This window comes from Methylomonas sp. MgM2 (assembly GCF_054172045.1).
In genome coordinates, this window is sequence record NZ_JBSYXO010000021.1 from 70,553 (window position 1) to 97,016 (window position 26,464).

Below are 26,464 nucleotides of genomic sequence, written 5' to 3' on the forward strand. Positions count from 1 at the left end.
TGCCACTTAAGCGAGCGACGCGACATGATGTGTCTCGCAAGTAAACCCTGGGCGGAGCGCGCTGGGGTTCGTACCTTCTACCGAGGCATGAGTCAGGCAAAACTTGAAGCGGGTTTCTATTCGCCGGCTCCCCGGGTCGCCAAGACCAAAAATACCGGATACGACTTATTTTCCCTATCAATGGTATGCGCAGTCACGAAGCGGATACTTTCGAAGCCGTGTTTAAGCAGTAAGGCCTGGAAATCGACGCGATTGAAACCATAATGGTAAACGCCGTCCGTTTCGGCCGGATGAAAAGTTCCGTCTTCCTGGTCCAAATCGGCCAGCGCGATTTGGCCGCCCGGCTTTAGATGGCCGGCAAAACATGCAATCATTTTTTCCGTGTCTTGCACGTGATGCATGGCCATGGCGCTGACAATCAAGTCGAAACGGTCCTGCAAAGGCTGCTCCAGGATATTCCGGCATAAGACCTCCACTTTGCCGTGCAATTCGGGCTTGGCCGTCAATTTGGCCAACATGGCCTCAGAAACATCCACGGCGGTCACTTTTTCAACCTTGTCCGCGATTTGCGAGCTGATCAATCCGGTACCGGCGCCGAAGTCCATCACCCGCATGGTTTCCGTTAATGCGACGTTGGCTTGGATAGCGGTACCGACACCTGAGGACAGCGCCTTGATCATCCGGTCCATATCCCAGTCCTGCGCTTTCTCTTTAAATAAATCCGTCATACCGTCATTCCTCCGCAAATAAGCGCATTCGGCCTGTTGCCGTTATTGCAGCATTTCCAACGCCAGCTTCGCCATATTCGCCGAACCGCCGCCCTCGCCCAACAATTCCTTCACATGAGACAACTCATCGATAGCGGTATCGCGATAGGCTTTATCGTAAAGCAAGTTTTCAATCTCATCCGCCAAATTTGCCGCATTGGCCTGCGCTTGAATCAATTCCTTCGCGATCGGTTTACCGGCGATGATGTTCGGCAAACCGATAAACGGAATTTTTACTAATTGCTTACCGAGCCAATAAGAGAAGAAAGACAAACGGTAAGCAATCAGCATCGGCACCCGAAGCAAGGCAATTTCCAGCGAAGCCGTACCGGACGTGGTCATGACGGCACCGCAGCACTGAATCACATCGTAGACCTGATGTTTGACGATCTTGACGGCTACCGGAAAGCCTTGTAAATGGCTCTGCAAGCTATCGTCACTGATAGAATCGGCTTGCGGCAAGATAAATTGCAGCTCCGGACGCCGCTGAGACAGCAATTGCACGGCCTCCAGCATGACCGGAAGCATGCGATTGATTTCATTGACGCGGCTGCCGGGCATGATGCCGACGACCGGCCGCGACGCATCCAGCCCGAATACCGCAAAGTCTTCGGACTTGCTGCGTAAAGGATTTACTTTATCCACAGACGGGTGGCCTACATATCGCACCGGCACGTTTTCGGCCTCGTAATAAGCGGTTTCAAACGGGAAAATCACCGCCATCATGTCGATGGCCTTGCCGTAAGTCTTCACCCGTCCGGGACGCCAGGCCCATACCTGCGGACTGACGTAAAACAGTACTTTGACGCCCTGACGTTTGGCGAATTGCGCCAGCTTTAAATTGAACTCTTTGTAATCGACGCAAACCAACAGATCCGGCTTTTCTTCGGCGACGATGGTTTTCATCAGCTTCAGCGCGCGCTTGATCTCGCCGTAGTGTTTTAGTATTTCCACCAGCCCTATGACGCCTATGCCCGATGAATCGAAGCGGATGTCTATGCCGGATTGGCGCATCTTGCTGCCGCCCATCCCGATACCCCGAATGCCGGGACACTGCTTTTGCATGTCCTGGAACATATGGGCCGCATGCTGATCGCCGGAGGATTCACCGGCACTGAATAAAACGGTATAAGGGGGAAATGACATACTATCGTAAGGTGGATTAGCGTAGCGTATGCCTACCATGAAAATGGACGGTGGGTTACGCTACGCTAACCCACCCTATACATTGAATTAAATTATCAGGTCAACGCTACCCGAATCACGTCGACGATTTGTTTAACGGTGTCGTCAGCCAGGTTAGCGCAGATCGGCAATGAAAAACAACGAGCCGCCACCGATTCGGTTACCGGCAACGACATGCCGGCACAATCGTCTTTAAACGCATTTTGTTGATGCAGCGGCACCGGATAATAGACCGCGCAGGCTATTTGCCGGTCTTGCAGGGCTTGCATGACCTGTTCGCGGCGATCGCACAACAAGGTGTATTGGTGATAGACGTGCACGCCGATACCGTCTTCGTAGGGCGTGGTTAACGGTAAATCGGCCATCAGGCTGGAATATAAATGCGCCGCGTGCCTGCGAGCCGCATTGTATCGATCGATGCGTTTCAATTTGGTCCGTAATACCACGGCCTGTAATTCGTCCAAGCGACTGTTGTAGCCGATCACGTCGTGATAATAACGGACGTCCGAACCGTGATTACGGAACTGTTTAACCTTGGCGGCAACCTCGTCGCTGTTGGTCGTAACCAGACCCCCGTCGCCGAAACATCCCAGATTTTTGCTGGGGAAGAAACTGAAACCGGCCGCATCGCCGAAACTGCCGGTTTGCTGATTGCTGACCGTAGCGCCGAAAGATTGCGCGCAATCTTCGATCAATTTCAGATCATGTTTTTCGCAAATGGCTTTGATGGCCGGCAAGTCGGCCGGTTGGCCGAACAAATGTACCGGCATCACCGCCTTGGTCTTGGGCGTAACGGCTTTTGCGATATTTTCCGGCGTAATGTTGAAGGTGCCCGGATCGATATCGACAAACACAGGCGTAGCGCCCACATATTTAATCGCCTCGGCGGTGGCTATGAAGGTAAAAGCCGTGGTAATGACCTCGTCCCCCTCGCCTATGCCGGCTGCCCGCAGGGCCAAATGCAAGGCATCCGTGCCGGAAGCACAGCCGATGGCATGCTTGACCCCTAAATATTCGGCGGCTTCTTTTTCGAAAGCCTGTACATTCGGCCCAAGAATAAACGCACAGGTTTCCAGGGTTTCGGAGAAACCGGCAACGATTTCGTCTTGAATTTCGGCATATTGCGCCTTGAGGTTGACCATAGGGATCATATTGGGTAACCCTTTATCCGTGTTTTAAAAAACGGGTGATTTCGATAGCGGTCGCCAACGCCTTGCGACCGGCTTCACCCGGCACCAGTGGATTTTCGCCTGTCTTGATGCAATTGACAAAATGTTTGATTTCTTCCAGTAAGGCATCGCCGGTTTCGAATACCGATTCTTCCGTGACGATTTCCGGAATGCCGGGAAACATTTCTTTTTCGCCGGTTTTGTGTTTGACCAGCACCCGGTTCTGAAAATCCACCGAAATATAGGAGCAAGGACGGAACATGCGCATTTTGCGTTCCATTTTCATGCTGATGCGGCTGGCCGTGACGTTGGCGACACTACCGTTCTTGAACGTGATACGGGCATTGGCAATGTCGGTGCCCTGCGTCAATACCGCGGTGCCGCTGGCATCGATACGTTCCACTTCGGAATCGACCAAAGCGAGGATGATGTCGATGTCGTGTATCATCAAATCCAGTACCACACTGACATCGTTGGCGCGCGGGTTGAATGGGGAAAGGCGATGCGATTCGATGAACAGCGGTTTTTCTTCAGAGATATCCAAGCCGCGTATGGCCGGATTGAAGCGTTCGAGGTGGCCGACCTGCAAAATAACGTTTTTTTCCTTGGCGATCGCGATTAATTCGTCGGCCTCCTCGACGCTAACCGTAATCGGCTTTTCGACCAGAACGTGGGTTCCTGCGTTCAAAAAATCCCGGGATACCATGTGGTGAAGACTGGTCGGTACCACCACACTGACCGCATCGACTTTACCCAACAAGGGCTGGTAATCAGTCAAAGCCTCCGCGCCGTATTGTCGCGCAACTTGCTCGGCAGCTTCGGGATTGATATCCACTACCGCGACTAACTTACAGTCTTTTAGCGACGCATATTTCTCTGCATGAAATTTTCCCAAATAACCTGCGCCGATAACCGCGCACTTTAGTTTACTCATAGATTACCGTACTTGGTTCCCAATTTCCCCGATCTCAAACGAACCAGGGCATAAAAGCGGCGCATTGTAACACTAATTTAGTCACCGAATGATCAGTTGAAAAGCGTGCTGAATAGAACCGGAATTTCCGCGTACGAAACAATAAATGCCGCTCGTCATGCCGAAGCGAAACGGTGGCCGTTGTTCCAGCCACCGCCATTCTTGACTAATCCAATCAAAACCGACATTCAATACCTCGGCATCTTAAAAGCAAAAGATTCCACCGGATTGGTTAACAATGACCGCCTTAGCCTGAGGGCCGCTTAAACGCGCAATCCGTTTCGGCATGACACCGACATACATCCGTCAACCGCACGATTTGCCGCTAATTGCGCTCTTCGTCCAGTTTGATCCAACGCAAACGGTTCGCGTTGCTGACGACCGTCACCGACGACATGGCCATGGCGGCGCCGGCTATCATGGGATTCAACAAGATGCCGAACACCGGATAGAGCAGGCCGGCGGCGACCGGAATTCCGATGGTATTGTAGAAAAACGCGCCGAGTAGATTCTGCTTGATGTTTCTGACGGTCAGCTTCGACAACTCGATTGCTTCCGGCACCTTCAACAAGGAACCTTGCAATAACACGACATCGGCGCTTTCGATCGCAACATCGGTTCCGGTACCGATTGCGAAACCGACATCGGCCTGCGCCAATGCGGGGGCATCGTTGATACCGTCGCCCACCATGCCGACGACCTCGCCCTGTGCTTGCAATTCCTTCACGACTTCCGCCTTATCCGTCGGCAAGACCTGAGCCCGGACTTCGGCTATGCCGGCCTGTGCCGCGATCGCTTTCGCGGTAATTTCGTTATCGCCGGTTACCATCAATATGCGGACACCGCGTTTACGCAATTGCGAAACCGCTTGAGCCGAGTCGGATTTTATCGGATCGGCCACGGACACGATGCCGACAACGGTTTTATCGACCGCAAGCAGCATCGGTGTCTGCCCCAATGCCGACAACTCGCTCATCGCGTCGCCGTGACTGTCCGCATCGATGCCGTTTTCGGCCATCAACTTGGCATTACCGAACAACCATTGCTTACCGTCGATTTTGCCGCTAATTCCATGTCCCGCCACCGCATGAAAGCGTCTGACCTTTTCCAACTGCAGTTGTTTTTCCGCAGCCGCCGCGATGATTGCGGCGGCCAGCGGATGTTCCGAGCCCGATTCCAGACTGGCCGCCTTTAGCAATACCTGCTCTTCACTGTAATCCTCGAACGCGCTCACATGTGCCAAGGTGGGTTTGCCTACCGTCACCGTCCCGGTTTTATCCAAAATCAGACAGGTCAGTTTTCCCGCGGTTTGCAAGGCTTCACCCTTACGAATCAACACGCCCATTTGCGCGGCCCGCCCCACCGAAACCATGACTGAAATCGGCGTCGCCAAGCCCAAGGCGCACGGACAGGCAATCACCAAAACCGTCATGGAAGTCACGAAGGCGTAACCCAAAGCGGGGTCGGGACCGGCAATCAGCCAGACAAAAAAGGTCAACACCGAAATCGCAACGACGGTCGGCACAAAAATAGCCGAAATTTTATCGGCCAACCGAGCCAAGGCCGGCTTACTGTTTTGCGCTTGTCTGACGCTGTGAATGATCTGAGCCAATGCGGTGTCGCGGCCTATGCGCGTCGCGCTGAACAAAAAGCTGCCGTGCTGGTTAATCGTGCCGGCCGCCACATTCGATCCAACAATTTTTTCGACAGGCAGCGACTCGCCCGTCAGCATCGACTCATCGACGGTCGAATGACCCTCGATGATCTCGCCATCGACGGCGATCTTTTCGCCCGGCCTTACCCGCAAGGTTTCGCCCAAACCGACTTCCTCAATGGGAATATCGATTTCCTGACCGTTTCGCACCACGCGCGCCGTGCGCGGTTGCAAACCGATCAAGGCCCTGATTGCTGCCGAGGTTTTGCCTCGCGCCCGGGTTTCCAACGCGCTGCCCAGATTGATGAAGGCTAAAATAATGGCCGAGGCTTCGAAATAAGCATGATTGGACAACGACGGCAACTGATCCGAATAGTCGATCACGATAGACGAATATAACCAGGCGGAACCGGTACCCAAAGCAATCAAGGTATCCATATTGGCCTGTTTGACCTGGAGTAATTTCACAGCGCCCGTGAAAAAATGCCCTCCCGAATAGAACAGCACAACCAAAGTCAAAAAGGATACCTTGGTCCAAAATCCGACGCCCGCGGGTGTACCCATGAGCGGAAACCAACCGAGGTGCGCGCCAAGCATCAGCGGAATGCCCAAAGCTCCGGCCACGGCCGCTTTTCTCATCAAAGACCGATAGCGTTCCTCTTCCTGTCTTTCTTCATCGCTCGGGTCCTCCAAGCCTTCCATAACCGCGCCATCATAACCCGCGGCTTGCAGAGAGGATTTGAGTAACTCCGGATCAGGATTACCGATCACAACCGCCGAATTATCGGCAAAATTGACATTAACGCTCTTAACGCCCGTCACACCTTGCAATGCCGTTTCGACTGCCGCAATACAACCGGCGCAGCGCATACCCAAGATGGATAAGCGTGTTTCCTTGTCCTGACTCAATGTTTGTTCTGTACTCATAACAATCTGCTCGGAAAGTGGGCCGGAAGAAACCGGCCTTTATTTATTCAACCTGAAAACCCTCATCTTCAATAACATCTTCGATGGATTCAAGGTCGGTAACTTCCGGGTCGAATTCAACGTCGACCCGATTATCTTGAAATGACGATTTGACCGATAAAACACCGTCAATGGCCGATACCGCCTTATTAATGGTATTTTCACAGCCTCCGCATTTCATTCCGCTTACTGCAATCGATACTGATTCCGACATAACGTTTCTCCTAACTTAGTTTGAAATTTGACCAGTTAACTCTTTCGTACGAGTGCTCGACTAAATTTTACCGCTCATGATATAAGGCACCCATATTTCCATCATAATTCAACGGTTGTTGATTCGTAAACCGCATGACAGATTTCCTCATTGGCCGCCAACAAATTTTAGACAGCAAACTGAATACTTTTGCTTACGAAATTCTGTTTCGGGGCAATCAATTCGATTTATCCGCGAAAGACGACGCCACGTCGGCCACCAACCAGGTCATTACCGATACCATCTTGGAAATAGGTTTAAACGAACTGGTCGGACCGCATTTGGCGTTTATAAACTTCACCGCTCAAAATATTTTGGAAAAAACACCTCTACAACTGCCTAAGGATCGAATCGTGATTGAGGTGCTGGAAGATGTTGTGGTGGATTTACGCATTATCAACAACCTAAGAGAATTATCAGCCCAAGGCTATACCATTGCGCTCGACGATTTTGCATTAACGCCGCAATGGCTGCCGCTTTTGGAGTTTTCCGATATCGTTAAACTGGATGTTTTAGCCAATAGCCTCGACGAAACACGGCAAATAATCGAAAAATTGAAGCCGTATAAACTGACCCTGTTGGCCGAAAAGGTCGAAACGCACCAAGAATTCGAATTGTTGAAGCAATGGGGCTGCGAACTGTTTCAAGGCTTTTTTTTCAGCAAACCGAAGCTGGTCGAAGGCAAGCGCGTAAGCGTCAATCAAGCTGCCGCCATTCAGCTATTGGCGATTATCAACAATGACGATGTCGGCTTTCAAGATATCGCCAAGGCCGTATCGAAAGACGTAGGCCTAAGCTATAAGCTGCTCTACTATATCAATTCCGCCTCCTTTGCGTTACCGAACAAAATAGAATCCATCCAGCATGCCCTGGCTTTTCTGGGCTTAAAAGAAATACGGCGCTGGGTCAACATTTTGACCTTGTCTTCGATGTGCTCGCAAGCGCCCGCCGTACTGCAATCAATGTTGGTGCGCGCTAAAATGTGCGAATTGCTGGCTCAGGAAATTAAGCAAGATAAAGAGCTTTACTTCTTGATCGGTCTGTTTTCGGGTTTAGATGCCATTTTGAACAAACCGTTGGACCAGGCCTTACAGCCCTTGCCTTTATCCCCCGACATTACCGCCTCGATTTTACGGAAAACCGGATTGGCCGGAGAAGCGTTACAATATGCACTGGATTACGAACGTTGGGATGTCAACAAACCGACCTTCTGCAATATCGAACCTCAACGCATAGCCGCAATTTACCTGGAGAGCATCCAGTGGTGGACTAATGATGTATCTCCGTATATCAGATAACGCTTTTAAATCGACATGAAATATTTTCCGACACTATTCCTGTCCTGCTTTGTTTTCAGCGGCGCATTATTGGCTACCGAACTGCAAACGGTAACGCCCGAACAATTATTGGAAATGCAACAAACCCGGAACGCGCTGGTCGTCGACGTCCGCACCGAAGCCGAATGGCAGGCCTCGGGGATTATCTCCAACAGTTACAAACTGCAATCGTTCGATCGGCAGGGCAAATTTGACGATGAAAAATGGTTGGCCGCTTTAGAGCAAATGAAATCCTCTCCTGACCAAGCGGTGATTCTGGTATGCCGTTCAGGTAATCGCAGCGCTAAAGTCGGTACGTTTTTGACTCAGCAACTAGACATGAAGAACGTGTATCATTTAGAAAACGGGCTACAGTCTTGGATCGAATCCGGACACCCCGTCTCCCCCAACTGCATGAAAGTAGCTTGTAAGTAACAGACATGTCATTAAAGTCGCTCAGCAATCAGACTATTGGTCTAGCCGGCATTGCACAGGCTTGTTATCTCGTGCGCCAGCTGGCCACCACCGGTAACGCCGACCAAGAAGCGATGGCGGCAAGCATAGGCAGCTTGCTAAAAATCGATTCAGATAGCGTCACCGACGTATTCGGTGGTTTGGCAGGCATTCGACTCGGCCTGGAACAACTCGACAAACAATTAACCAGCCGTGTGGTCGCCAACCCGGAACAAGCGCGATACGCCGCTCAGTTGGTGCACTTACAAAAACAGCTGAGTCAAAATCAGGCAATGATGAACGCGATCCGCGTCGGCATCACAAAAGCGCAGAATCAGTCCGAACATTTTGGCGTGATGCATGAAAATGTGTTGGCCAATCTGGCCGATATTTACCACAGCACCATCAGCACCTTGCAACCACGCATCATGATCAACGGCGACCCGCAACATTTGGGAAACCAAATCGTCGTCAATAAGATCCGCGCTCTGCTACTGGCCGGCATTCGGGCTAGCCTGTTGTGGCGGCAATGCGGCGGAAGCCGCTGGCAGCTGATATTGTCTCGCAAAAAAATACAAGACGAGGCTAACCGTTTACAGTCCCACATCTAAAAATCCATGCCGGAATTGCCCGAGGTTGAAACGACCCGACGCGGTATTAGCCCCCATATTCTGGGAAAAAGAATTAATGCTCTTGTTGTACGCCAATCTCAGCTGCGCTGGCCGGTTCCCGACGCCTTAGCCTCGACCTTGCCCGGGCTAAGCGTAAACGAAGTCGGACGCCGGGGAAAATATCTTCTTTTGGTCACTAGTGCCGGGACCATCATTTTGCACCTAGGCATGTCGGGTAACTTGCGTATCACGACGCCGGAACAAAAGCCGGGCAAACACGACCATATCGACTTCGTGTTTGACGACGATACGGTGCTTCGATTAAACGACCAACGCAAATTCGGTGCGGTACTCTGGACAGAAGCCCCGGCAACTCACCCCTTGTTGGCAACCCTCGGCCCGGAACCTTTATCGGATGCTTTCAGTGCCGATTACTTGTACGACCGCGGCCGAAACCGGACCGCGCCAATCAAGAATGTCATCATGGACAGCCATATCGTGGCCGGAGTCGGAAACATTTATGCGAACGAATCGTTATTTTTGGCAGGCATACATCCTAAGCGCCCGGCAGGCGCGATTGCCTTGCCTGATTATCAACGCTTGGCCGAAGCCATTAAAACTGTGTTAGACAAGGCCATAGAACAGGGCGGCACGACGCTGAGAGACTTTACCAACGCCCAAGGCAAGCCCGGCTACTTCCAGCAATCGTTATTCGTATACGGCCGTGGCGGAAAAACATGCTTACGTTGCGAAGAACCCGTACAACAGATGAAAATCGGCCAACGCGCCAGCTATTTTTGCGGCCACTGCCAGCCAATGGCGGATTAACGATTCAGCCGATCAAACACGGCGCTAAGTTTACTTAGGATATCGTCCAAAATAACTTCCCGATATGGCAATAGTCACTGGGGACGTGCCGAGCGAGGATGTCGGCAGCAAGGACGCTGCCGTCAAGCCCCCATGGAAGGGTTCACGGCGTTCCTCATTCGGTATGCCCCAGGGTTCGCACCGGCAAAACGGGAAGTGGTTTTTGGCCAAATCCTTATTTCGCAGTTAAAATTGTCAGCAATTGTTGTGCATGTTCGGCCGCTTCAATCCCTAAATCCGTCAAGTAGCCGCCGTCCGATTGGGTGGTCAAACCTTTGCCGAACAAACGCGCGGCCGCCTCCACCAACTGGGGTTCGGCGTCGTGATGCACTTTAATGCCTTCCTGATGCGAGGCTAAATTGAATATCGATAACAAACGGATTTCCGCGACTATTTCGTCGGACAAGCGCATATATAAACTCCTGGACAGTGGGCTTTAACATCAATTGGGCGATAAGTTTAACGCAAGCCAGCTATTGACGCGTTTTATCACCAAATTAGGATTGAAGCGGTAGGCGTGGTTTTCGCCGTTTATTTTAATTTGCCGATACACCGGGTTATCTTTAGCCGACATTTTGCGGAGATGCGCGCTACCGGCGACCTCGGGCAAATCGAACTCAGCATAAATGTCTAGAAACGGCAAAGCAATATTTTTGATGAAATCGCCGATGTTTGCTTGCGGCAAATTAAGGTCGGGGACCGGTAAGCTAATGGTGACCAATGCGAACAATGCGTTCGGATCGAGACTCAGTGTATAAGCCGCCATCGCCGCCCCTACTCCTACGCCGACGATAGCAATATTCTTGGCGCCGTTATTTCGTAGATATTCGACCGCTGACTCAATACGCATCTTGGCTTCGTCAAACAAGCCGTAATAATCCACGGCGTGCGCACCGGTTTCGCGTAACGGTAACTGGATAGCTAAGGTCATCCAGTCATGCTCAGCTAAAATGGTGCGCAGTCCGTGCACCAAGGGCTTCTGATCCGGGTGCCCGCCCATATCGTGTAACACCAGAACCGCATTCTTGTTGTCGGTTCTCTCTGCGTCAGTCATTAGCCCTAAAAACGACTGCCCTTCAGCGCTTAACCGGACAACATTTCCGATCAAACCGCCACGCTGCAGTTCGTTAGCGTACTCCAATTCGCGTAGCCGGTCGCTTGCGTCAGCCCCTAACGAATGTATAAGAAATCCGCATAATAGCAAAATACGCAAAATCACAACGCTTCACCGCCGCAGTTCGTATGAATAACATCGCAGCCACCATGAAGCCCGGATCGTGACCGCAGCGATGAAAATTTGTCGGCTCGCAAAAAATCCCCTATAAGTTCCTGTAAACGAATGGCCGTTTGTTTTAATGCGCTCTTCAATATCGGCCATTTTCAGCCGTTAATCCACGCTATGGTTAACGCATGCGTGAGTTTTAGCTTAATCATGTCAAATACGCATAGGCTGCAACTGCAGCGCTGACCAAACCTAAGGCTGCGGCTATTATCCATAACCATTTTCTTGGCACCTTAGTGTGCGGCTGCAACAATTCGACACCTTCAATCCGCGCATTGATAGCTTTGAATTTACCGCCTGCATCTTGTCCCACTTGATAAAACAGAACGTCGCCGCGAATCGGCCGGCGTGCCATGCCTTTCAACGCGGAAATATGCACGAAAACGTCTTTACCTTCATCCTCTGGCTTAATAAAACCGAAGCCTCTATCGTCTTTCCAGGTTTTCAAAATACCTTTTTGAAATGCTTGTGTCATCGTCTTTACCTCTGTCTAACAGTACTATTGCCATAATAGCGATCCGTGCTCGTCTTTTATTTCCAAACGTGACGGATAGGTCCGCTGTAAAAAATTTAAACTTTCATCCGCTAAGCCCCGATAAATGCTGTTCGATGATGAGATCGAGCACGACATTGTCCGCCGCGTAATGCCCCACGGTTTCGGCTGCATGTTGGAACCCTCGGTACAGATATCAAAACGTCGCGCTCGGCCAGGTTTGAAGTTCGGAACTGCATGCAGTTAGCTCTAATCCGTTTCAGTCTAGCCCGATCGCCATATTAAGGCTGAACCGTCGTCGTTTTGGGTAATTTTTCCGGCCCATTACCGCATGGCGTTCATAGGTTAATAAGAATAAGTTTGCCGATGTCCACCATATTGCTAGCGCCGGAAAATCATAAAATGCGTAAAAAAATAAAATAACGTTATTTTTTAGACAGACTAGTGCTTAGCCCGTTCAGAGAAAATATAGTTGCAAGCGGTTAGATCGGAAAGGCTTGGATGCTGGAGCAAGAGAATGGCGGCGCTCCTGATCCCTTACAGGAACGCCTTAGGATTAGAATTTTTTGTCGATTAATACGTTACCGTCTATCACCAGCTTGGATACGCCGCCTAGTTGCTGACGCAAGGTGCAAGAAGCTGTTTTGAAATTATCGCCTGCTTCGCCCACCCATTCTAGAGTCACGTAGGTTTCCTTATCGGTATCGGTTTTAGATGGGAAAAACACTTGTGAACCCGTATGCTTCTCTATCAACTTCGGGCATTTTTGATTGGCCATGTCCTGCATTGCCACAAGCGACCGAATTTGTGACGCGGCTTCTTTTTGCTCGTTAGTTTGCTCTTTGCTCGCGCCGACCATTAAAAAACCGACCACAAATACGCCGATCACAGCAATGATCATTTTCTGGGTTTCGCTTATAGATTTCTGTTCTTCACTCATGGTTGCTCTCCTCCATTTATAATTATGTTCGGAAAATCCGAGGTGTTACCGGACCGGATTCTATGCCATGTTGACACTATCAGCAATTGATGATTCTTAAAGCGCACGAAATCGTCACGGTATGGCCGACAAAAACGGCTAAGCTTCCACCTGCGCAATCCAATCTTCCAGATTGTAATAATTGGTAACGCGCGCCACTTTGCCGTCGCGGATATCGAAGAATGCGCCGGCCGGCAGCCGATATCTTTGGCCTTTGGCTTCAGGCAAGCCTTCGTCTGTATTCAGGTATTCGCCCAAAACCACAAATTCCGCCGCGGCACGGGTACCCTCTTCGTTTGCCATGATCACCATGTCGACCAATTGCTCAGAATAATGCCGATTCATTTTCTCCATGAATTTGGCGAACGCTTCTTTGCCTTGTTCGCGGCCGCCTTGGTTGATGTCATGCACCACGTCATCAGCCAGCAAGCTCAGGAAGGTATCCATGTCGCCATTGTTGAAAGCTTGATAGTAATTTTGGATCAGTTCTTTGGCTTGTTGCATGATTGCACTCACTGAATGGTTGAAAAAACCGGCAATTTTGCCAGAAACGGCGGATTTTTTCAGCTTAAAATTCAACCCCTTGTTCGGCTTTGATGCCTGCTTGGTAAGCATGCTTGACCGGCCTCATTTCGGTCACCGTATCGGCGACTTCAACGACTTCAGGCGCGGCATTACGCCCGGTGAGTAGCAAATGCATCCAGGCCGGCTTTTCATGACGGATAAAATCGGCGATTTCCTGACCGCTAATCCAGTCATAACCGCAGCAATAATTGATCTCATCCAGCACGACCAAATCGAATGCCTCGGACAAGATTTTTCGTTTGGCGAACTCCCAAATCTCGCGACTGGTTTTGATATCTTGCTCGGGATTTTTGGTGTTCCAGGTAAAACCGTCGCCCAGAGCATGCCATTCGATGTTGTCGAAGCGCTCGGCGGCCTTCTGCTCACCGGTTTGCCACTGTCCCTTGATGAATTGAATCACGCAGACCTTCATCCCCCAGCCCGCAGCGCGAAACGCTACCCCAATGGCACTCGAAGACTTGCCCTTGCCCTCGCCGGTATGCACCAGCACTATACCTTTGCGCCTGTCCCTACTCTTCATTCGGCTTTCCCACGCACCAGGTGTTACGGACTTTGACAGCCAATATCAGCGCGGCCAGCATCAATGTGACGCCATTGGCGGCGATAATCGCGGGATTGGACAAATAAATCCCGTAAATCAGCCACAACAATACGCCGGAGGTAAACAAGGCATACATTCCAAACGATAGCGATTCGGTGTCGCGGGTTTTCAAGGTTAAAATGGCTTGCGGCAAAAAGGAAGCCGTGGTCAACATGGCTGCCACATATCCGATCAAATCGGGAGTCATATTCATTGATTAAATTTCAGACAGGAAAAAAGTGTTGTCGAGCCGAATAAAATAAAGCAATCAGCGATACCTGAAAAAAAGTAAGCAGCCAAAAATAACCGACGAACATCATGATCTTGACGGCTTTCTCGGCGGTTTTGCGCCGGACCAGCCAGACCGCACCCAGCGCGGAAACCGCCAGCACCAACAACAATATCGCGATTGCAAAAGGCATGGGAGATTAACGCGGCGGCGGCGCCAATACCTCGCGAGAACCATTGGTTTCAGCCGGGCTGACTACTCCGGCGTTTTCCATATCTTCTATGATACGGGCCGCGCGATTGTAGCCGATTTTGAAGCGGCGCTGTACGCTGGAAATCGAAGCTTTTCTGGACTCGGTCACGAACGCGACGGCTTGATCGTATATAGGATCGTTCTCGCTCTCGTCACTATCGAGACTGGTCAACTCGCCGCTGTCGGTGCGTTCTTGGGTAATTTCGTCCAGATAATCGGTCGGCCCGGTTTTCTTCATGAACTCCACAACCCGATGCACTTCGTGGTCGTCCACGAAAGCACCATGAGCCCTCAACGGAATACTGGTGCCGGAAGGCAGGAACAGCATATCGCCGTTACCCAGCAAGGCTTCGGCGCCGCCCTGATCGATGATAGTCCGCGAGTCGATACGCGACGACACTTGGAAGGAAATTCGGGTCGGTACATTGGCTTTGATCAAACCGGTCAACACGTCGACTGACGGACGTTGCGTCGCCAACACCAAATGGATACCGGCGGCGCGGGCCTTTTGCGCCAAACGCGCGATCAGCTCTTCGACCTTCTTGCCGACCACCATCATCATGTCGGCCAGCTCGTCGATGACGATGACGATACTGGGTAAAGTCGCCAGAATCGGATAGTCTTCCACCGGCATCGGCGCTTCAGGCGTAAATAACGGATCGCGAATCGGCTGTCCCTTGGCTTCGGCTTCGTTAACCGCGTGATTATAGCCCGCTATGTTGCGCACCCCGAGCTTGGACATTAATTTATAACGGCGTTCCATCTCCGCTACCGCCCAGCGCAAGGCGTTTTGGGCGTCCTTCATGTCGGTAACCACCGGGGTCAGCAAATGCGGGATGCCCTCGTAAACCGACAGCTCCAGCATCTTAGGATCGATCATGATCAAACGCACGTCTTCGGGCTTGGACTTATACAAAAGACTTAGAATCATCGTGTTGATCGCGACCGACTTACCCGAGCCGGTGGTACCCGCCACTAAGGCGTGCGGCATTTTCGCCAAATCGGCGATGACCGGCACGCCGGATATATCCTTACCCATCGCAATCGTAAGTTTGGACTTGGAGCGTTCGAACTTGTCCGATTCGAGCAAATCCCTCAGCGAGACCATTTCACGTTCCCGGTTCGGAATCTCCAACCCGATGACCGACTTACCTTCGATTACTTCGACGATGCGTACGCTGGTTACCGAAAGACCGCGAGCCAAATCCTTAGCCAAACTGCTGATCCGGCTGACTTTAACGCCGGCAGCCGGACGCAATTCAAACCGTGTGATAACCGGGCCCGGCAATACGGCCTCGACTTCCGCCGAAATACCGTAATCCAGCAACACATCTTCAACTTGCTTGGAAATCTCCTCCAATTCCGAATTGGAGTACCGCTTTACTTTATTTTCCCTCTTCTCCAGCAGCGTGAGCGACGGCAGTGTGTTTAAATAGATTTCCCCTCCCCGATCGTCTGCGGCCTTGGCGGCTTTAGCTTTTAAAGGTTTGACGGCGACCGGCTTATCTTCCACCTTGGGGTTCAGAATCTGTAATTTGGACTTCTTGGATTTCTCATCGTCGAAATGATCGGAAACGCGGACTTTTTTGCTAACGGCAGGACGTTGTTTTTTCTCCGCTCGATGTTGCGCCGGTGCTTCCAATGCTTTCTTCCCTACTACGGAAAACAATCCCAATGCGCATTTGCCGATCAAATTCATAGTAGCTAGCCAAGACAGGCCGGTCAGTAGAGTAATACCGATCATGAATACCGCCAGCAACAGCAAGGTGGAACCGGAATTCCCTAAAAGATGCACTAACACATCGCCGATTTCGCGACCGAGAATGCCGCCCGGACTTTCCGGCAAATCGACTTTGGTTCTAAGAAAATGCAAATGCAAACATAAAATCCCGGAGCCGGAGACCATGGTTGCTATAAAACCGCCACTCCGCGTCAGTAATAGCCAGCGATTGATCTGAGGTTTATGGGACACATACAACATGTAGCCGTATACAAAAACCATCAGCGGGATCAAGTAAGCCGTTAGGCCGAAAAAATATAAAACAAAATTGGACAACCAGGCGCCGAATAGGCCGCAGGCATTGTTGATGGCTTGATACGAGGTACTGTGACTCCATCCCGGATCATTGGAATCGAACGTCAACAACGCAATCAAAAGAAACAGTCCGCAGCAAGAAAAACCCAATAAACCGATTTCGCGAATTCCTCGCGCTGTTCGTTCTTCCACAACAGCTACCATAATTCAATACTCATTAAAATAAATGCCTAATAAAACATGATTATAGATGATTAAAGCAGATTTAACATTAGCTCGCCTAGGTTTCAGCGCGGCAACGCAATCGACAACAATATCTCGCACTTGGTACAGCAGCGAACTTGATCACTAATCAAAGCCGCGCCATAACGTTTTCTCGGCCGGCACGTGGCTAACATTTTGGATCCATTTTGCGGCCGGAAATCAAATTTCGGCCAAGCCGATCTATGATATACGGCTGAGTCCTGTTTGACACCTCACAAATATTACCTACAGTTCAATTAAGAAATGCGCATGCGTGGCAAGCCGAGCTGATCATCAATATTTTGATAGCCGCGGTATCCAGCAAATACATCCGGGTTTTACGAGACCTAAGTCAGCACATGAAGAAACGACGGTTTTTCATACCAAGAGATAAACATGAAACCTTACAGATACGTTGCCACCCATATCGCTAACGCTTTATGCTGCAGCCTTTTGCTGTCCGGCTGCGCCAATCTGGAAGCGGTTGGAGAATTCGCTCGCGGCGCGAAAGCTCTTTCCGACGCATCCGGAAAATTCTACGAAAAATCGCTCGAAAGCGACCGCCAACTCGCAATGCTTGGCGTTGACCTAGGAGCGGCTTATAACAGTCCGGAATGCAGAAAGAAAGACGCTTCTTATCTTACCCCATGGGACTGCGCTGTTCGTGGCGAAAATTTGCTCTCCGAAACGCGAAGAAACCGTGCCGCCGTCGCCGCTTTGGGTCTATATGCGCAGGCATTGAATGAAATCGCTTCTTTCAAAGACGATGCGCAAATAGAAAAGACCTCCGAAGAACTGAGCGGCAATCTCATCGACATTGCCAAAACCCTCGATATCGCCGTCGACACAAAGGAATCGGCATTAGCGACTGCCATCATCGACGTGGCGAAAATTTACGTCGACCTGAAAGTGAGAACTATCGTTTACGAAAAAGTAAAACAGGCGCAAGAACCAGTCTCTTTAATCGTGCAAACCCTGAAAGAGGATATAAAACACCAACAACAACGTGTCAAAGTCGGCCGAATTAATGCCAAGGCAACGCGTGAACAATGGTTCGACGCCTTCCGCCAGGATTATCAAAATCCGACTACGACGGCGGCGAGCAAAGCCGCGTTATCGATCGCGGCGGGCCACTTGGTTGAAGACGAACTATTCGATCTCATGGAAGAACTGCCTAACAAACAGTTTTTAGCCAACCTGGAGCGAACTGCGGATAGTTGTTTGAAGGCGCACGCCGCTATTCAGGATCCGGACCTCAAAGACAGGGCTGATGCCGTGAAACTTTTTGTCAAAGATGCCAAGAATCTGTTATCTAGCGCAAAACGATTAGCTGAATAACCGATTTCATCCATTTCTGCGGGACGTCGCATCCCGAGGAGTCCGATATGCCGTCCACCCCTGAAAATATACTCGACGATTTGTCTACAATCATTGCCGACCTGGGCGCCATTCGAGAAAAGGTTCCCGACGCCACCGACCGCGCGGCCGTCAACAACCAGATTAAGGCATTGACCAAATGGTGGCGCGCAATCGACGACGAACGGGCCGAACAAAGCAACAGCGAATTGGATGATGCGAAAACCGCGCTTGGCAAAATTACCCAAGACTTAAAAGCGGAAAAAAAGGAATTATCGAACGTTGCTATTGTGATTCATCGCGGCGCGCAAGCCGTCGCGATTGCGGAAAAAGTCGTTAAGTTGATAGCCTGACGCCATTTGGTACCGTTGCCATCCTTAACATGCCCACAAGCGAATTGTATCGGTTTCGCACACCCTTCAAGAACCAGTTACCGAAACGTCTGTCAACTTAATTATTGACAAGCAATTTCAAAACCGTTAAATAACTCACATTTTAACATCCGATTTTTGTCAACACAGTTCGACGGGCATCTTAAGTCAACAGTAAAAAAACAACGTTGAGCTTACCTCATTCAACTCACAGCCAACCGGAGAAAACAACGCATGTTTAATCAAAATCGATATTTTCAAAACGCCATTGCTGTTGTTTTCGGTTTGACCTTAGTCAGCTCCTGTCCGGTTCACGCTGCTTTCGTTGACGCATCTAGTGATATAACGATCGGTAACTTGCGATTTACATTGAGTGATCCTAACGCGCAGATAGCATGGACTGATGTCTGGTACGGCGAGGTTAGAGCTCATGCGGCGGATACGGATAGCCTACCTGCCGATGATTACGACTCTTTGTTAGGCAATGACGGTTCGATCAAGGCCGAGGCAAACACAGCCCATGTAAGTTCCTTGGCTAATTACGAAGTGGTCAACGGCAGTCAAATTGGAATGGATCCCGCAGCAGGGGTTACGGGGTCTACTCTTTCGGCCCTGCTCTTGCAGCATCCGAACATGCAGGCGGACGGATCTGCCATTTCCAACTTCGACAACTATTTTAGGTTGTTCGATACGGCTAATCCTAATAGCACGGAAGCCATCGATGTATTGATCCAAATGGATTTCGCCGGCTCCATTTTCGGAAGCGCAGACGCCGAAGGCTTTTTCGTCGACATCACTCACATTGCCTCCTTGTCGGTCTTCGATAGTTTGAGCGGTGGACTCTTAGGTTCCGATTTATTCCGGGACAGTATTTCCGGTACCAACACAACGCTTATCCATAACAATAGCGGCGTACTCGAGATTCCAGTAACCCTCAACTACAACACAGAGTACTGGTTGTACGCTGAGGCCGATAGCGAAATTCAAGGTTACACGACGACGGTGCCGGAACCTAATACATTGCTATTGTTGTTCATCTGCGTGCCAGCGATGTTCCGGCTCTCTCGCAAGCAATTCGCGACTTAATTGCTTTTCTAAAGCTTTCATGCGTCAAGGATAAAACAACTTATCTTGACTTTTGTCGGGGGGGGTTACTGTGTACAAGCACGCTACTAACCTAATTGCTTTATCTATTCTTCTCAGTGTGCTTTCAGCTCTGCCCTCTACCGCCTCCGCCAAGTTTTTCGGCGGAAAGCGGGTGTTCTGTTGTCCAACCTGCTGTCCTCAGGGCACATCCGACGGATCCAGTGTATCGGGCGCTACCACCGACAAATCCATAGGGACTGGCTTTGTGTCGAACACCGAAGGACTATTGGGTGAAACCTATCCGGTCTTTCAGACTTCTGGCGCAAATAATGCCCTATTGGAGTTCTACCTTTACTATGCGAGTTACAACGCTAATGGCGATCCATCGCTTGATACGGTAACAGGCTTTGGCTGGAGCCACTCCTACAATATTTTCCTGTTCACTCAAGGCCGTGATGTCTTCAAGATGAGCCCTGCCGGGATCGTCACCAAATATCAACGCTTAGGTCGGCGGGGCTCTCTATCCGCTTTGCCGGGGACGCAACAAGAGATCGTCGAAAATCCCGACGGTTCAATCGTCATCACGAATCGGCAAGGCGGAACCGCCTTTTTATTTCGAAAAATTCCCGGCAACCCTTTACGAGTCGCCGCGGTAGAACCATTGATGCTCACGTCCATTACCGACCGCAACGGCAATGTCACCCAATTGACTTATCAAAATGGCCTGTTGTCGTTAGTGGAGGATGCCTTCGGCCGGCAAATCAAACTCGATTACAACGCCAGCCATCACCTGACCAAGATCACCGATCCTCTTGGCCGGGTAACCCAACTCCAATACGGCGGCTATAGCAATCTGACCAAGATTATCGATCCGCTCGGAAACACGGTTCAATACGCTTACGATGTAAGGCATCAGATAATACGCAAGGTCGATAAGGACGGCCACCAATGGACCTATAAATATAACGCAGGCGGCCATCCGATAGCCGTTACCGATCAGGCCGGCGACCCGGTGCTCAGCCTTGCAAATCCGGACGACTGGGCCACGAACGCCACCGATTTGGCCTTATATAAATTGCGCACCTATATTCCGTCGGTAACGACCCATACCGATGGACGCGGCAACCAATGGCAATATTCCTATAACTCGGACGGCCAGATTACCAAGATAGTGGCGCCCGATGGGGCCGCGACTACATATGCCTACGATCCGGCCACGCTGAATATGGCCAGCATGACCGATGCCAACGGCCATACCACCCAATACGAATATGACGGTTTCGGCAATTTGATCAAACAAACCGACGCCAACGGCAACGAAATCCGCTACGAATACAATAATCCGTTCAATTTCGTTACCCATATGGCCTACTTCGGCAACGGCGCAAACACACCGCATTCGGTGACAACGTATGAATACGATGCTCTGGGTAACCGCATCAGAGAAACCCGCGACGTCGGCGGCCTTAATCTGCGCACCGACTGGGGCTATTATGTTTCTGGTGTACCGGAACCAGGCAACCCCAGCGGCGTCAGGGGCTTGATGAAAAGCGAGGAAGTACATAACGGCTCGATCGTCCAGATTACAAGCTATCAATACGACGACTTCGGCAACCGGAATAAAGTGACCGATCCCGAAGGCAATGTCACGGTTTATGGTTACGACATGCTCGGCAATCGCCTTACATTGATCGATGCCAACGGTCATGAATGGGGCTACACCTACGACGCACTCGACCGGCTGATCCGGGAAACCGATCCGCTCGACTTCCTGACCGAATACGATTACGACGGCGTCGGTAACCGCACCGAAGTACGCAAGCAGGCGACCAAGACACCCGATATATTCCAAATCACCCGCTACGAATACGACTTGCGCAACCGTTTGATCAAGGAAATCCGCGATCCGGACGATCTAAATCTGGTTACGGCCTATAGCTACGACAACAACGACAACCGCAAAACCGTCACCGACCCAAGAAATAAAATCACCAGTTTCGACTACGACCAGCAAAACCGCCTGAGCAAAGTCACCGATGCGCTAGGCAATCAAACTCAATACGCCTACGACCCGGTCGGCAACCGTATTCAGGAAACCGACGCCAACGGCCACAAATCCTGCAATCAGTACGACGCCTTGAACCGTCTGACCGTGCAGATCCGCAAAATGGGGGCAACGTCTTGCGCGCTGACGGCGGCGAATGACATCGTCACTCAGCATTTTTACGATAGCGGCGCGGCCATGGCCTGCGACCACGACCCCGGCTCGCCGACCTGTGACGGCCCTACTCCCGGCAGCAGCAACATCGCCTACACGATCGACCCGGAAGGTAAATACAGCTATTTCAAATACGACAAGGTCGACCGGCGCTGGATCACGATTCGCAAGGTTACCGACAACGCCGATAGCTGCGATGGCGACGATTGGTGCGAGTACACCAAGTATGATGATGCGAGCAACGTGACCGCTCGTATCGACGCCAACGGCAACCGTACCGACTATGGGTATTTTCTCAACAATTGGCTGCATAGCGAAATCGTCGATCCTGGCGGACTGAACCTGACCACCACGACCGTTTACGACGGCGTCGGCAATGCCAAGACCGTCACCAATCCGCGCGGCAACGTCGCCACCAACAGCTACGACGCCCGCAACCAATTAGTCTTGGTGACCGACAGCATCGGCAAGGTGGCCGACTATCAATACGACGGCATCGGCAACCGAACTCAGGAATGCGACGGCAATACCAACTGCACCGGCTATGTCTACGACGCAGTCAATCGGCTGGTCGCCGTCACCGATGCGATGGGTAACAACACTACCAACGGTTACGACAAGGCCGGCAACCTGATCAAGGTCACCGACCGCGAAAGCCATGTATCCTGTCATTACTACGACGACATCAACCGCCGCACCCGCACCGCGCAACTAATGGGCGGCAGCAACTGCGCGCTGCTGTCGTTCAAAGACCTTTGGACCGACACCGAATACGATGCGGTGGGTAACGTCACCCGCTTGATCACCGCCAAGCAAAACAGCACGCCAGCGGCTTGTGCAGGCGCTTCGCCGCCGGCCGATTGCGAGACCACCAGCTACCGGTACGACCCGGCCGACCGTTTAGTGCTGGAAACATACGCTGACAGTACAACCCGGCAATTCGAATATGACAAAGCCGGTAATCTCATTCAGCGCACCGATCAGCTTGGCCAAGTGACCCAATATGCTTATAACGACCTGTATTATCCGGTGCTTAGAGATTACCTGGATCCTACCGAGCCCGACGACAGCTTTACTTACGATGTCGGCGGCCGCATGCTGAGCGCCGACCGCAACGGCTGGGTCACTAACTTCGATAGTTACGACGCGGCCAACCGCCTGCTGCAAACCACTCAGGACGCCGCCGGAACGCCGATGGTCGTGCAATATGTCTATGATACTCCGGCCGGCAAACGCGACGTCACCTATCCCGGCGGCCGCGCCTGCAACGAACAAATGGATTTACGCGGGCGTTTGCAAGACGATAGCTGCGATAGTTTCAATGCTAGCTACCTCTATGACTTGGGCAACCGGGTCGAAACCCGCACCTACAACAACGGCGTGACGGCCAGTTACGGCTATAACGCCAACAACTGGATCACCTCGCTGACTCACAGCGGTAATGTTGCCGGTTTCAATTACGAGTACGACAAGGAAGGCAACAAGCAATACGAAGACAAACAACACGACCAGACCAAATCCGAGGCTTATGCGTATGACGACGTCTATCGCCTGATCGATTACAAGGTCGGCGAATTGGTTGGCTCCACTGTACTGGTACCAACAACTCAACACGAGTACGATCTGGACAAAGTCGGCAACTGGGATCAATTCAAGATTAACGGCGTTGCCTTTAAAAACACACCGAATCAAATGAACGAGTACGACGATCCTTCCACCGACGGGCCGGGCGAGATTCCCGACGACTTAGGCATCCCGAACAACTTCAAGGATCTCGTAGCCACGCCAGCGCCGGATGGCGAAAACTGGGCGCACGACAAAAACGGCAACCGCCGCGAGGACGGCAAGCGCCTGTATGTCTACGACGACGAGAACCGCCTGATCCAGGTTACCCGCAAAAGCGATAACGTGGTCAGCGAATATCGCTACGACGCATTGAGCCGGCGCGTGGTCAAGACCGTCGGCGTCGGCAGCCCATCGCCGGTGACCACTCGTTACGCCTACGACGACGCCCGCATCGTCGAGGAGCAAGACCTCACGGCGGCCACGCTGGCAACTTACGTCTACGGCAACTACATCGACGAAGTGCTGAACATGCAGCGCGGCGGTGCGGATTATTATTACCACCAGAATGCCCTGTGGTCGGTGGCGGCGGTGACCAATGCGGCCGGCGTGGTCGTGGAACGGTACGACTATTCCGATTACGGCTGTCCGTCGGCAACGCACAGCGCCATTGGCAATCCGTGGATGTTTACCGGGCGGCAGTGGGATGAGGAGTCTGGGTTGTATTTTTACCGGGCTAGGTATTATGACTGTGAGAGTGGGAGGTTTTTGCAGAGGGATCCGTTGGGGTATGTTGATGGGATGAATCTATACGGTTACGTTGCAAATAAACCAAGCACTTTATTAGATCCTTTTGGATATTGGACATGGACCGCCCTAGAAGATTGTACTATCAAGTTTAAAACATATATGATTATTTATGGAAATTTTGCCAATTGGAAGTTAGCATTGGACATAACAAAACAGATTAAGAATTTCTGGAATGTAAATACCCCGAAATACTTCTGTTGCGAAGTCCAATTCGATGTTTTTATTGCCCCAATTAAATCTAAACCAGTGGCTTCAAAGTCAGCTCCTAATTTTGACTTAATCAAAATTTTGGGTGGTAGAGGTGGGTCATCTTCAACGATGGGTACGCCAAATAAAATCGCTGCTAATGAAGGATCTTGGTTTTACAACGAAAAGGAAGAATTTAGCTATGAGCATGAATTTGGCCATTTGCTGGGGTTGGACGATGAGTACAATTATTCCGGTCCTGGTGGATCACTCGTGAACCTCAATCCGCAAGGAGTTGGAAATCCACAAAGTATTATGGCGGAGACGTGGAGGAGCAAAGGGATAGCACCGAGGGTATTACAAACTCATATCGATGAATTAGTAAAGAAATCCAAAATAAAGGAAGATAAGTGCAGAAGAAGTGGCGTGGGAGATTGCTGCCCAATGTGCCTGAACAGGACGGGGTTTGCAGCCCCGTCCTGAACCTTTCAACTATTAGCCAAGACCAAACCAAATCGTGCTCTTTCCCTGAGCGGGACGGGGTTTGTAACCCCGTCCTGAACCTTTCAATCGTCAGCCAAGACAAACCAAAACGTTCGGAGCGGGTTAAATAACCCGCCCCGCCGAGTCGTTATGTCCGTGATAGTGTTCTGCCGTTGAATTGGTGCGGAGATACAGGCGATTTGGGCACGACATCGGAACCCGTAACCCGTAAGACGGATTGCGTAGGTTGGATTAGCGAAGCGTAATCCGACATTTTGCCTCAATCTTGGGATTACTTTCGTGAAGGCGGAATGCGCTATCGCTTTTCCGCCCTACGTCGGACCTTGGGTGGTGGAGATGAACTGAGGGGTTGGCCTATACTTTGGCTATGCCGAATTATCGTCGTTATCGCATCCCCGGCGGGTGTTATTTTTTTACGGTCAATTTGCTGGAAGGGCATAACACTCTGTTGGTTGGCCACACGGCCGTACGGCGGATGAATTCTATGGCCGTATGGCGGCGGGTGAATTGAAGCATGGTCGGTGGGCGTATGGCGGATTCGCCAACGGCAATCCGCCATCATTCGGAGCGATGACCCGAATCATCATCGATCGGCTTGATTCGGCGAGATTACTGTTTTGCTTTTGTTGTTTCGGATTATTGTCCATGGCGACGGGTTGTTTTGGCGGATTGTCGCTACGCTCCGAATCCGCCCTACGCTATTTATTGATTTTTTCGATGATGAGGTATCTGTGCCTAACTATAGGCGGAATTTTGTCGCGGGCGGTTGCTATTTCTTTACGGTCAATTTGCTGGAAAGGAATCGCACGTTGTTGACGGATCATATCGAGTTGTTACGGGATTCGGTGCGGCGGGTGAAACGACTGTATCCGTTCCACATCGATGCCTGGGTGGTGCTACCTGATCATTTGCATGCTGTCATTACTTTGCCACCCGATACCGACAACTTTCCTGTGCGTTGGCGGCTGATCAAGTTGCTGTTCTCCAAAGGCTTACCGCGTACCGAACGACTCTCCGCGACACGTCGCAAACGTTCGGAGCGAGGCATATGGCAGCGGCGTTATTGTGAGCATACGATCTCGACCGATACGGATTACGCCCGCCATATCGATTATATCCATGTCAATCCCTTGAAACATGGCTATGTGGCACGGGTACAAGATTGGCCCTACTCCATCTTTCATCGTTATGTCCGTGATGGTGTTCTGCCGTTGAATTGGTGCGGAGATACAGGCGATTTGGGCACGACATCGGAACCCGTAACCCGTAAGACAGATTGCGTAGGTTGGATTAGCGAAGCGTAATCCGACATTTTGCCTCAATCTTGGGATTACTTTCGTGAAGGCGGAATGCACTACGCTTTTCCGCCCTACGTCGGCCCTTGGATGGTGGAGATGAACTGTTAACGACTGATTAACCCCATCTACCCCAGTTGCTTCAGTCCGTTAATATAGACGGTATCGACAGACCAAGGCAGC

24 protein-coding genes are annotated in these 26,464 nt (G+C 51.1%); 9 read left to right on the forward strand and 15 right to left on the reverse strand.

Annotated features, from left to right (window positions below):
* Positions 1–116: 116 nt before the first annotated feature.
* The 6 genes from ACW73I_RS15575 to ACW73I_RS15600 form a co-directional block, all read right to left on the reverse strand.
* On the reverse strand, positions 117–728 hold the full coding sequence (locus ACW73I_RS15575; RefSeq protein ID WP_458030337.1) for a class I SAM-dependent methyltransferase: 612 nt from the start codon (positions 726–728) through the stop codon (positions 117–119).
* A 42-nt stretch (positions 729–770) separates the two neighbouring features.
* Complete coding sequence (lpxB, locus tag ACW73I_RS15580) at positions 771–1,913, reverse strand: lipid-A-disaccharide synthase (RefSeq protein WP_458030338.1); 1,143 nt, start codon at positions 1,911–1,913, stop codon at positions 771–773.
* A 95-nt stretch (positions 1,914–2,008) separates the two neighbouring features.
* A complete protein-coding gene (locus ACW73I_RS15585; RefSeq protein ID WP_458030339.1) occupies positions 2,009–3,103 on the reverse strand; it encodes a DegT/DnrJ/EryC1/StrS family aminotransferase in 1,095 nt (364 codons plus the stop codon).
* Positions 3,104–3,116: 13 nt separating this feature from the next.
* The gene (locus tag ACW73I_RS15590; RefSeq protein ID WP_458030340.1) at positions 3,117–4,055 is read right to left on the reverse strand and encodes a Gfo/Idh/MocA family protein; all 939 of its coding nucleotides are present in this window, start codon (positions 4,053–4,055) and stop codon (positions 3,117–3,119) included.
* 364 nt (positions 4,056–4,419) lie between these two features.
* Positions 4,420–6,675, reverse strand: coding sequence for a heavy metal translocating P-type ATPase (locus ACW73I_RS15595; RefSeq protein WP_458030341.1), 2,256 nt, complete (start codon positions 6,673–6,675; stop codon positions 4,420–4,422).
* 43 nt (positions 6,676–6,718) lie between these two features.
* Positions 6,719–6,928 carry a heavy-metal-associated domain-containing protein gene (locus ACW73I_RS15600; RefSeq protein ID WP_458030342.1) on the reverse strand — a complete coding sequence of 70 codons (210 nt, stop codon included), beginning with the start codon at positions 6,926–6,928 and terminating at the stop codon, positions 6,719–6,721.
* Positions 6,929–7,062: 134 nt separating this feature from the next.
* On the opposite strand from ACW73I_RS15600, the gene ACW73I_RS15605 reads away from it, so the two are divergent.
* Genes ACW73I_RS15605 through mutM form a run of 4 tightly spaced genes read left to right on the forward strand, consistent with a single transcriptional unit; the run spans position 7,063 to position 10,175 of the window.
* Positions 7,063–8,265, forward strand: coding sequence for an EAL and HDOD domain-containing protein (locus ACW73I_RS15605; protein ID WP_458030343.1), 1,203 nt, complete (start codon positions 7,063–7,065; stop codon positions 8,263–8,265).
* Between the two features lie 15 nt (positions 8,266–8,280).
* Positions 8,281–8,718, forward strand: a complete 438-nt coding sequence (locus tag ACW73I_RS15610; protein ID WP_458030344.1) for a rhodanese-like domain-containing protein — start codon at positions 8,281–8,283, stop codon at positions 8,716–8,718.
* 5 nt (positions 8,719–8,723) lie between these two features.
* Positions 8,724–9,347, forward strand: a complete 624-nt coding sequence (hflD, locus tag ACW73I_RS15615) for a high frequency lysogenization protein HflD (protein ID WP_458030345.1) — start codon at positions 8,724–8,726, stop codon at positions 9,345–9,347.
* 6 nt (positions 9,348–9,353) lie between these two features.
* Positions 9,354–10,175 (forward strand): bifunctional DNA-formamidopyrimidine glycosylase/DNA-(apurinic or apyrimidinic site) lyase, encoded by an 822-nt coding sequence (gene mutM / locus ACW73I_RS15620; protein ID WP_458030346.1) that lies wholly within the window; start codon positions 9,354–9,356, stop codon positions 10,173–10,175.
* 214 nt (positions 10,176–10,389) lie between these two features.
* Here the strand turns inward: mutM and ACW73I_RS15625 are convergent, their stop codons facing one another.
* From ACW73I_RS15625 to ACW73I_RS15665, 9 genes are all read right to left on the reverse strand, one after another.
* On the reverse strand, positions 10,390–10,626 hold the full coding sequence (locus tag ACW73I_RS15625; protein WP_458030347.1) for a TIGR02647 family protein: 237 nt from the start codon (positions 10,624–10,626) through the stop codon (positions 10,390–10,392).
* Between the two features lie 30 nt (positions 10,627–10,656).
* Positions 10,657–11,433 carry a DUF3530 family protein gene (locus ACW73I_RS15630; RefSeq protein ID WP_458030348.1) on the reverse strand — a complete coding sequence of 259 codons (777 nt, stop codon included), beginning with the start codon at positions 11,431–11,433 and terminating at the stop codon, positions 10,657–10,659.
* A gap of 211 nt (positions 11,434–11,644) precedes the next feature.
* Entirely contained in the window at positions 11,645–11,971 is a 327-nt protein-coding gene (locus tag ACW73I_RS15635; RefSeq protein ID WP_458030349.1) for a cold shock domain-containing protein, read from the reverse strand.
* A 574-nt stretch (positions 11,972–12,545) separates the two neighbouring features.
* On the reverse strand, positions 12,546–12,929 hold the full coding sequence (locus tag ACW73I_RS15640; protein ID WP_458030350.1) for a hypothetical protein: 384 nt from the start codon (positions 12,927–12,929) through the stop codon (positions 12,546–12,548).
* Between the two features lie 138 nt (positions 12,930–13,067).
* Positions 13,068–13,472, reverse strand: coding sequence for a ketosteroid isomerase-related protein (locus tag ACW73I_RS15645; RefSeq protein ID WP_458030351.1), 405 nt, complete (start codon positions 13,470–13,472; stop codon positions 13,068–13,070).
* A 64-nt stretch (positions 13,473–13,536) separates the two neighbouring features.
* Complete coding sequence (gene cobO / locus ACW73I_RS15650; RefSeq protein ID WP_458030352.1) at positions 13,537–14,073, reverse strand: cob(I)yrinic acid a,c-diamide adenosyltransferase; 537 nt, start codon at positions 14,071–14,073, stop codon at positions 13,537–13,539.
* On the reverse strand, positions 14,063–14,347 hold the full coding sequence (locus ACW73I_RS15655) for a SemiSWEET family sugar transporter (RefSeq protein ID WP_458030353.1): 285 nt from the start codon (positions 14,345–14,347) through the stop codon (positions 14,063–14,065). Before ACW73I_RS15655 ends, cobO begins: the two co-directional genes overlap by 11 nt.
* A 10-nt stretch (positions 14,348–14,357) precedes the next feature.
* Entirely contained in the window at positions 14,358–14,555 is a 198-nt protein-coding gene (locus ACW73I_RS15660) for a hypothetical protein (RefSeq protein WP_458030354.1), read from the reverse strand.
* Positions 14,556–14,561: 6 nt separating this feature from the next.
* Complete coding sequence (locus ACW73I_RS15665; protein WP_458030355.1) at positions 14,562–16,853, reverse strand: DNA translocase FtsK; 2,292 nt, start codon at positions 16,851–16,853, stop codon at positions 14,562–14,564.
* 435 nt (positions 16,854–17,288) lie between these two features.
* Here ACW73I_RS15665 and ACW73I_RS15670 point away from each other — a divergent pair, with 435 nt between their 5' ends.
* From ACW73I_RS15670 to ACW73I_RS15690, 5 genes are all read left to right on the forward strand, one after another.
* Positions 17,289–18,230, forward strand: coding sequence for a hypothetical protein (locus ACW73I_RS15670; protein WP_458030356.1), 942 nt, complete (start codon positions 17,289–17,291; stop codon positions 18,228–18,230).
* A 47-nt stretch (positions 18,231–18,277) separates the two neighbouring features.
* Positions 18,278–18,601, forward strand: a complete 324-nt coding sequence (locus ACW73I_RS15675) for a hypothetical protein (protein ID WP_458030357.1) — start codon at positions 18,278–18,280, stop codon at positions 18,599–18,601.
* Positions 18,602–18,853: 252 nt separating this feature from the next.
* Positions 18,854–19,705 carry a PEP-CTERM sorting domain-containing protein gene (locus tag ACW73I_RS15680; protein WP_458030358.1) on the forward strand — a complete coding sequence of 284 codons (852 nt, stop codon included), beginning with the start codon at positions 18,854–18,856 and terminating at the stop codon, positions 19,703–19,705.
* 265 nt (positions 19,706–19,970) lie between these two features.
* The gene (locus tag ACW73I_RS15685) at positions 19,971–24,965 is read left to right on the forward strand and encodes an RHS repeat-associated core domain-containing protein (RefSeq protein WP_458030359.1); all 4,995 of its coding nucleotides are present in this window, start codon (positions 19,971–19,973) and stop codon (positions 24,963–24,965) included.
* 752 nt (positions 24,966–25,717) lie between these two features.
* The gene (locus ACW73I_RS15690) at positions 25,718–26,290 is read left to right on the forward strand and encodes an REP-associated tyrosine transposase (RefSeq protein ID WP_458030360.1); all 573 of its coding nucleotides are present in this window, start codon (positions 25,718–25,720) and stop codon (positions 26,288–26,290) included.
* Positions 26,291–26,464: the final 174 nt, after the last annotated feature.

Coding starts and splice junctions, on each gene's coding strand:
- ACW73I_RS15575 (WP_458030337.1), bottom strand. CDS start 728: ATGACGGATTTATTTAAAGAGAAAGCGCAGGACTGGGATATGGACCGG.
- lpxB (WP_458030338.1), bottom strand. CDS start 1,913: ATGTCATTTCCCCCTTATACCGTTTTATTCAGTGCCGGTGAATCCTCC.
- ACW73I_RS15585 (WP_458030339.1), bottom strand. CDS start 3,103: ATGATCCCTATGGTCAACCTCAAGGCGCAATATGCCGAAATTCAAGAC.
- ACW73I_RS15590 (WP_458030340.1), bottom strand. CDS start 4,055: ATGAGTAAACTAAAGTGCGCGGTTATCGGCGCAGGTTATTTGGGAAAA.
- ACW73I_RS15595 (WP_458030341.1), bottom strand. CDS start 6,675: ATGAGTACAGAACAAACATTGAGTCAGGACAAGGAAACACGCTTATCC.
- ACW73I_RS15600 (WP_458030342.1), bottom strand. CDS start 6,928: ATGTCGGAATCAGTATCGATTGCAGTAAGCGGAATGAAATGCGGAGGC.
- ACW73I_RS15605 (WP_458030343.1), top strand. CDS start 7,063: ATGACAGATTTCCTCATTGGCCGCCAACAAATTTTAGACAGCAAACTG.
- ACW73I_RS15610 (WP_458030344.1), top strand. CDS start 8,281: ATGAAATATTTTCCGACACTATTCCTGTCCTGCTTTGTTTTCAGCGGC.
- hflD (WP_458030345.1), top strand. CDS start 8,724: ATGTCATTAAAGTCGCTCAGCAATCAGACTATTGGTCTAGCCGGCATT.
- mutM (WP_458030346.1), top strand. CDS start 9,354: ATGCCGGAATTGCCCGAGGTTGAAACGACCCGACGCGGTATTAGCCCC.
- ACW73I_RS15625 (WP_458030347.1), bottom strand. CDS start 10,626: ATGCGCTTGTCCGACGAAATAGTCGCGGAAATCCGTTTGTTATCGATA.
- ACW73I_RS15635 (WP_458030349.1), bottom strand. CDS start 11,971: ATGACACAAGCATTTCAAAAAGGTATTTTGAAAACCTGGAAAGACGAT.
- ACW73I_RS15640 (WP_458030350.1), bottom strand. CDS start 12,929: ATGAGTGAAGAACAGAAATCTATAAGCGAAACCCAGAAAATGATCATT.
- ACW73I_RS15645 (WP_458030351.1), bottom strand. CDS start 13,472: ATGCAACAAGCCAAAGAACTGATCCAAAATTACTATCAAGCTTTCAAC.
- cobO (WP_458030352.1), bottom strand. CDS start 14,073: ATGAAGAGTAGGGACAGGCGCAAAGGTATAGTGCTGGTGCATACCGGC.
- ACW73I_RS15655 (WP_458030353.1), bottom strand. CDS start 14,347: ATGAATATGACTCCCGATTTGATCGGATATGTGGCAGCCATGTTGACC.
- ACW73I_RS15660 (WP_458030354.1), bottom strand. CDS start 14,555: ATGCCTTTTGCAATCGCGATATTGTTGTTGGTGCTGGCGGTTTCCGCG.
- ACW73I_RS15665 (WP_458030355.1), bottom strand. CDS start 16,853: ATGGTAGCTGTTGTGGAAGAACGAACAGCGCGAGGAATTCGCGAAATC.
- ACW73I_RS15670 (WP_458030356.1), top strand. CDS start 17,289: ATGAAACCTTACAGATACGTTGCCACCCATATCGCTAACGCTTTATGC.
- ACW73I_RS15675 (WP_458030357.1), top strand. CDS start 18,278: ATGCCGTCCACCCCTGAAAATATACTCGACGATTTGTCTACAATCATT.
- ACW73I_RS15680 (WP_458030358.1), top strand. CDS start 18,854: ATGTTTAATCAAAATCGATATTTTCAAAACGCCATTGCTGTTGTTTTC.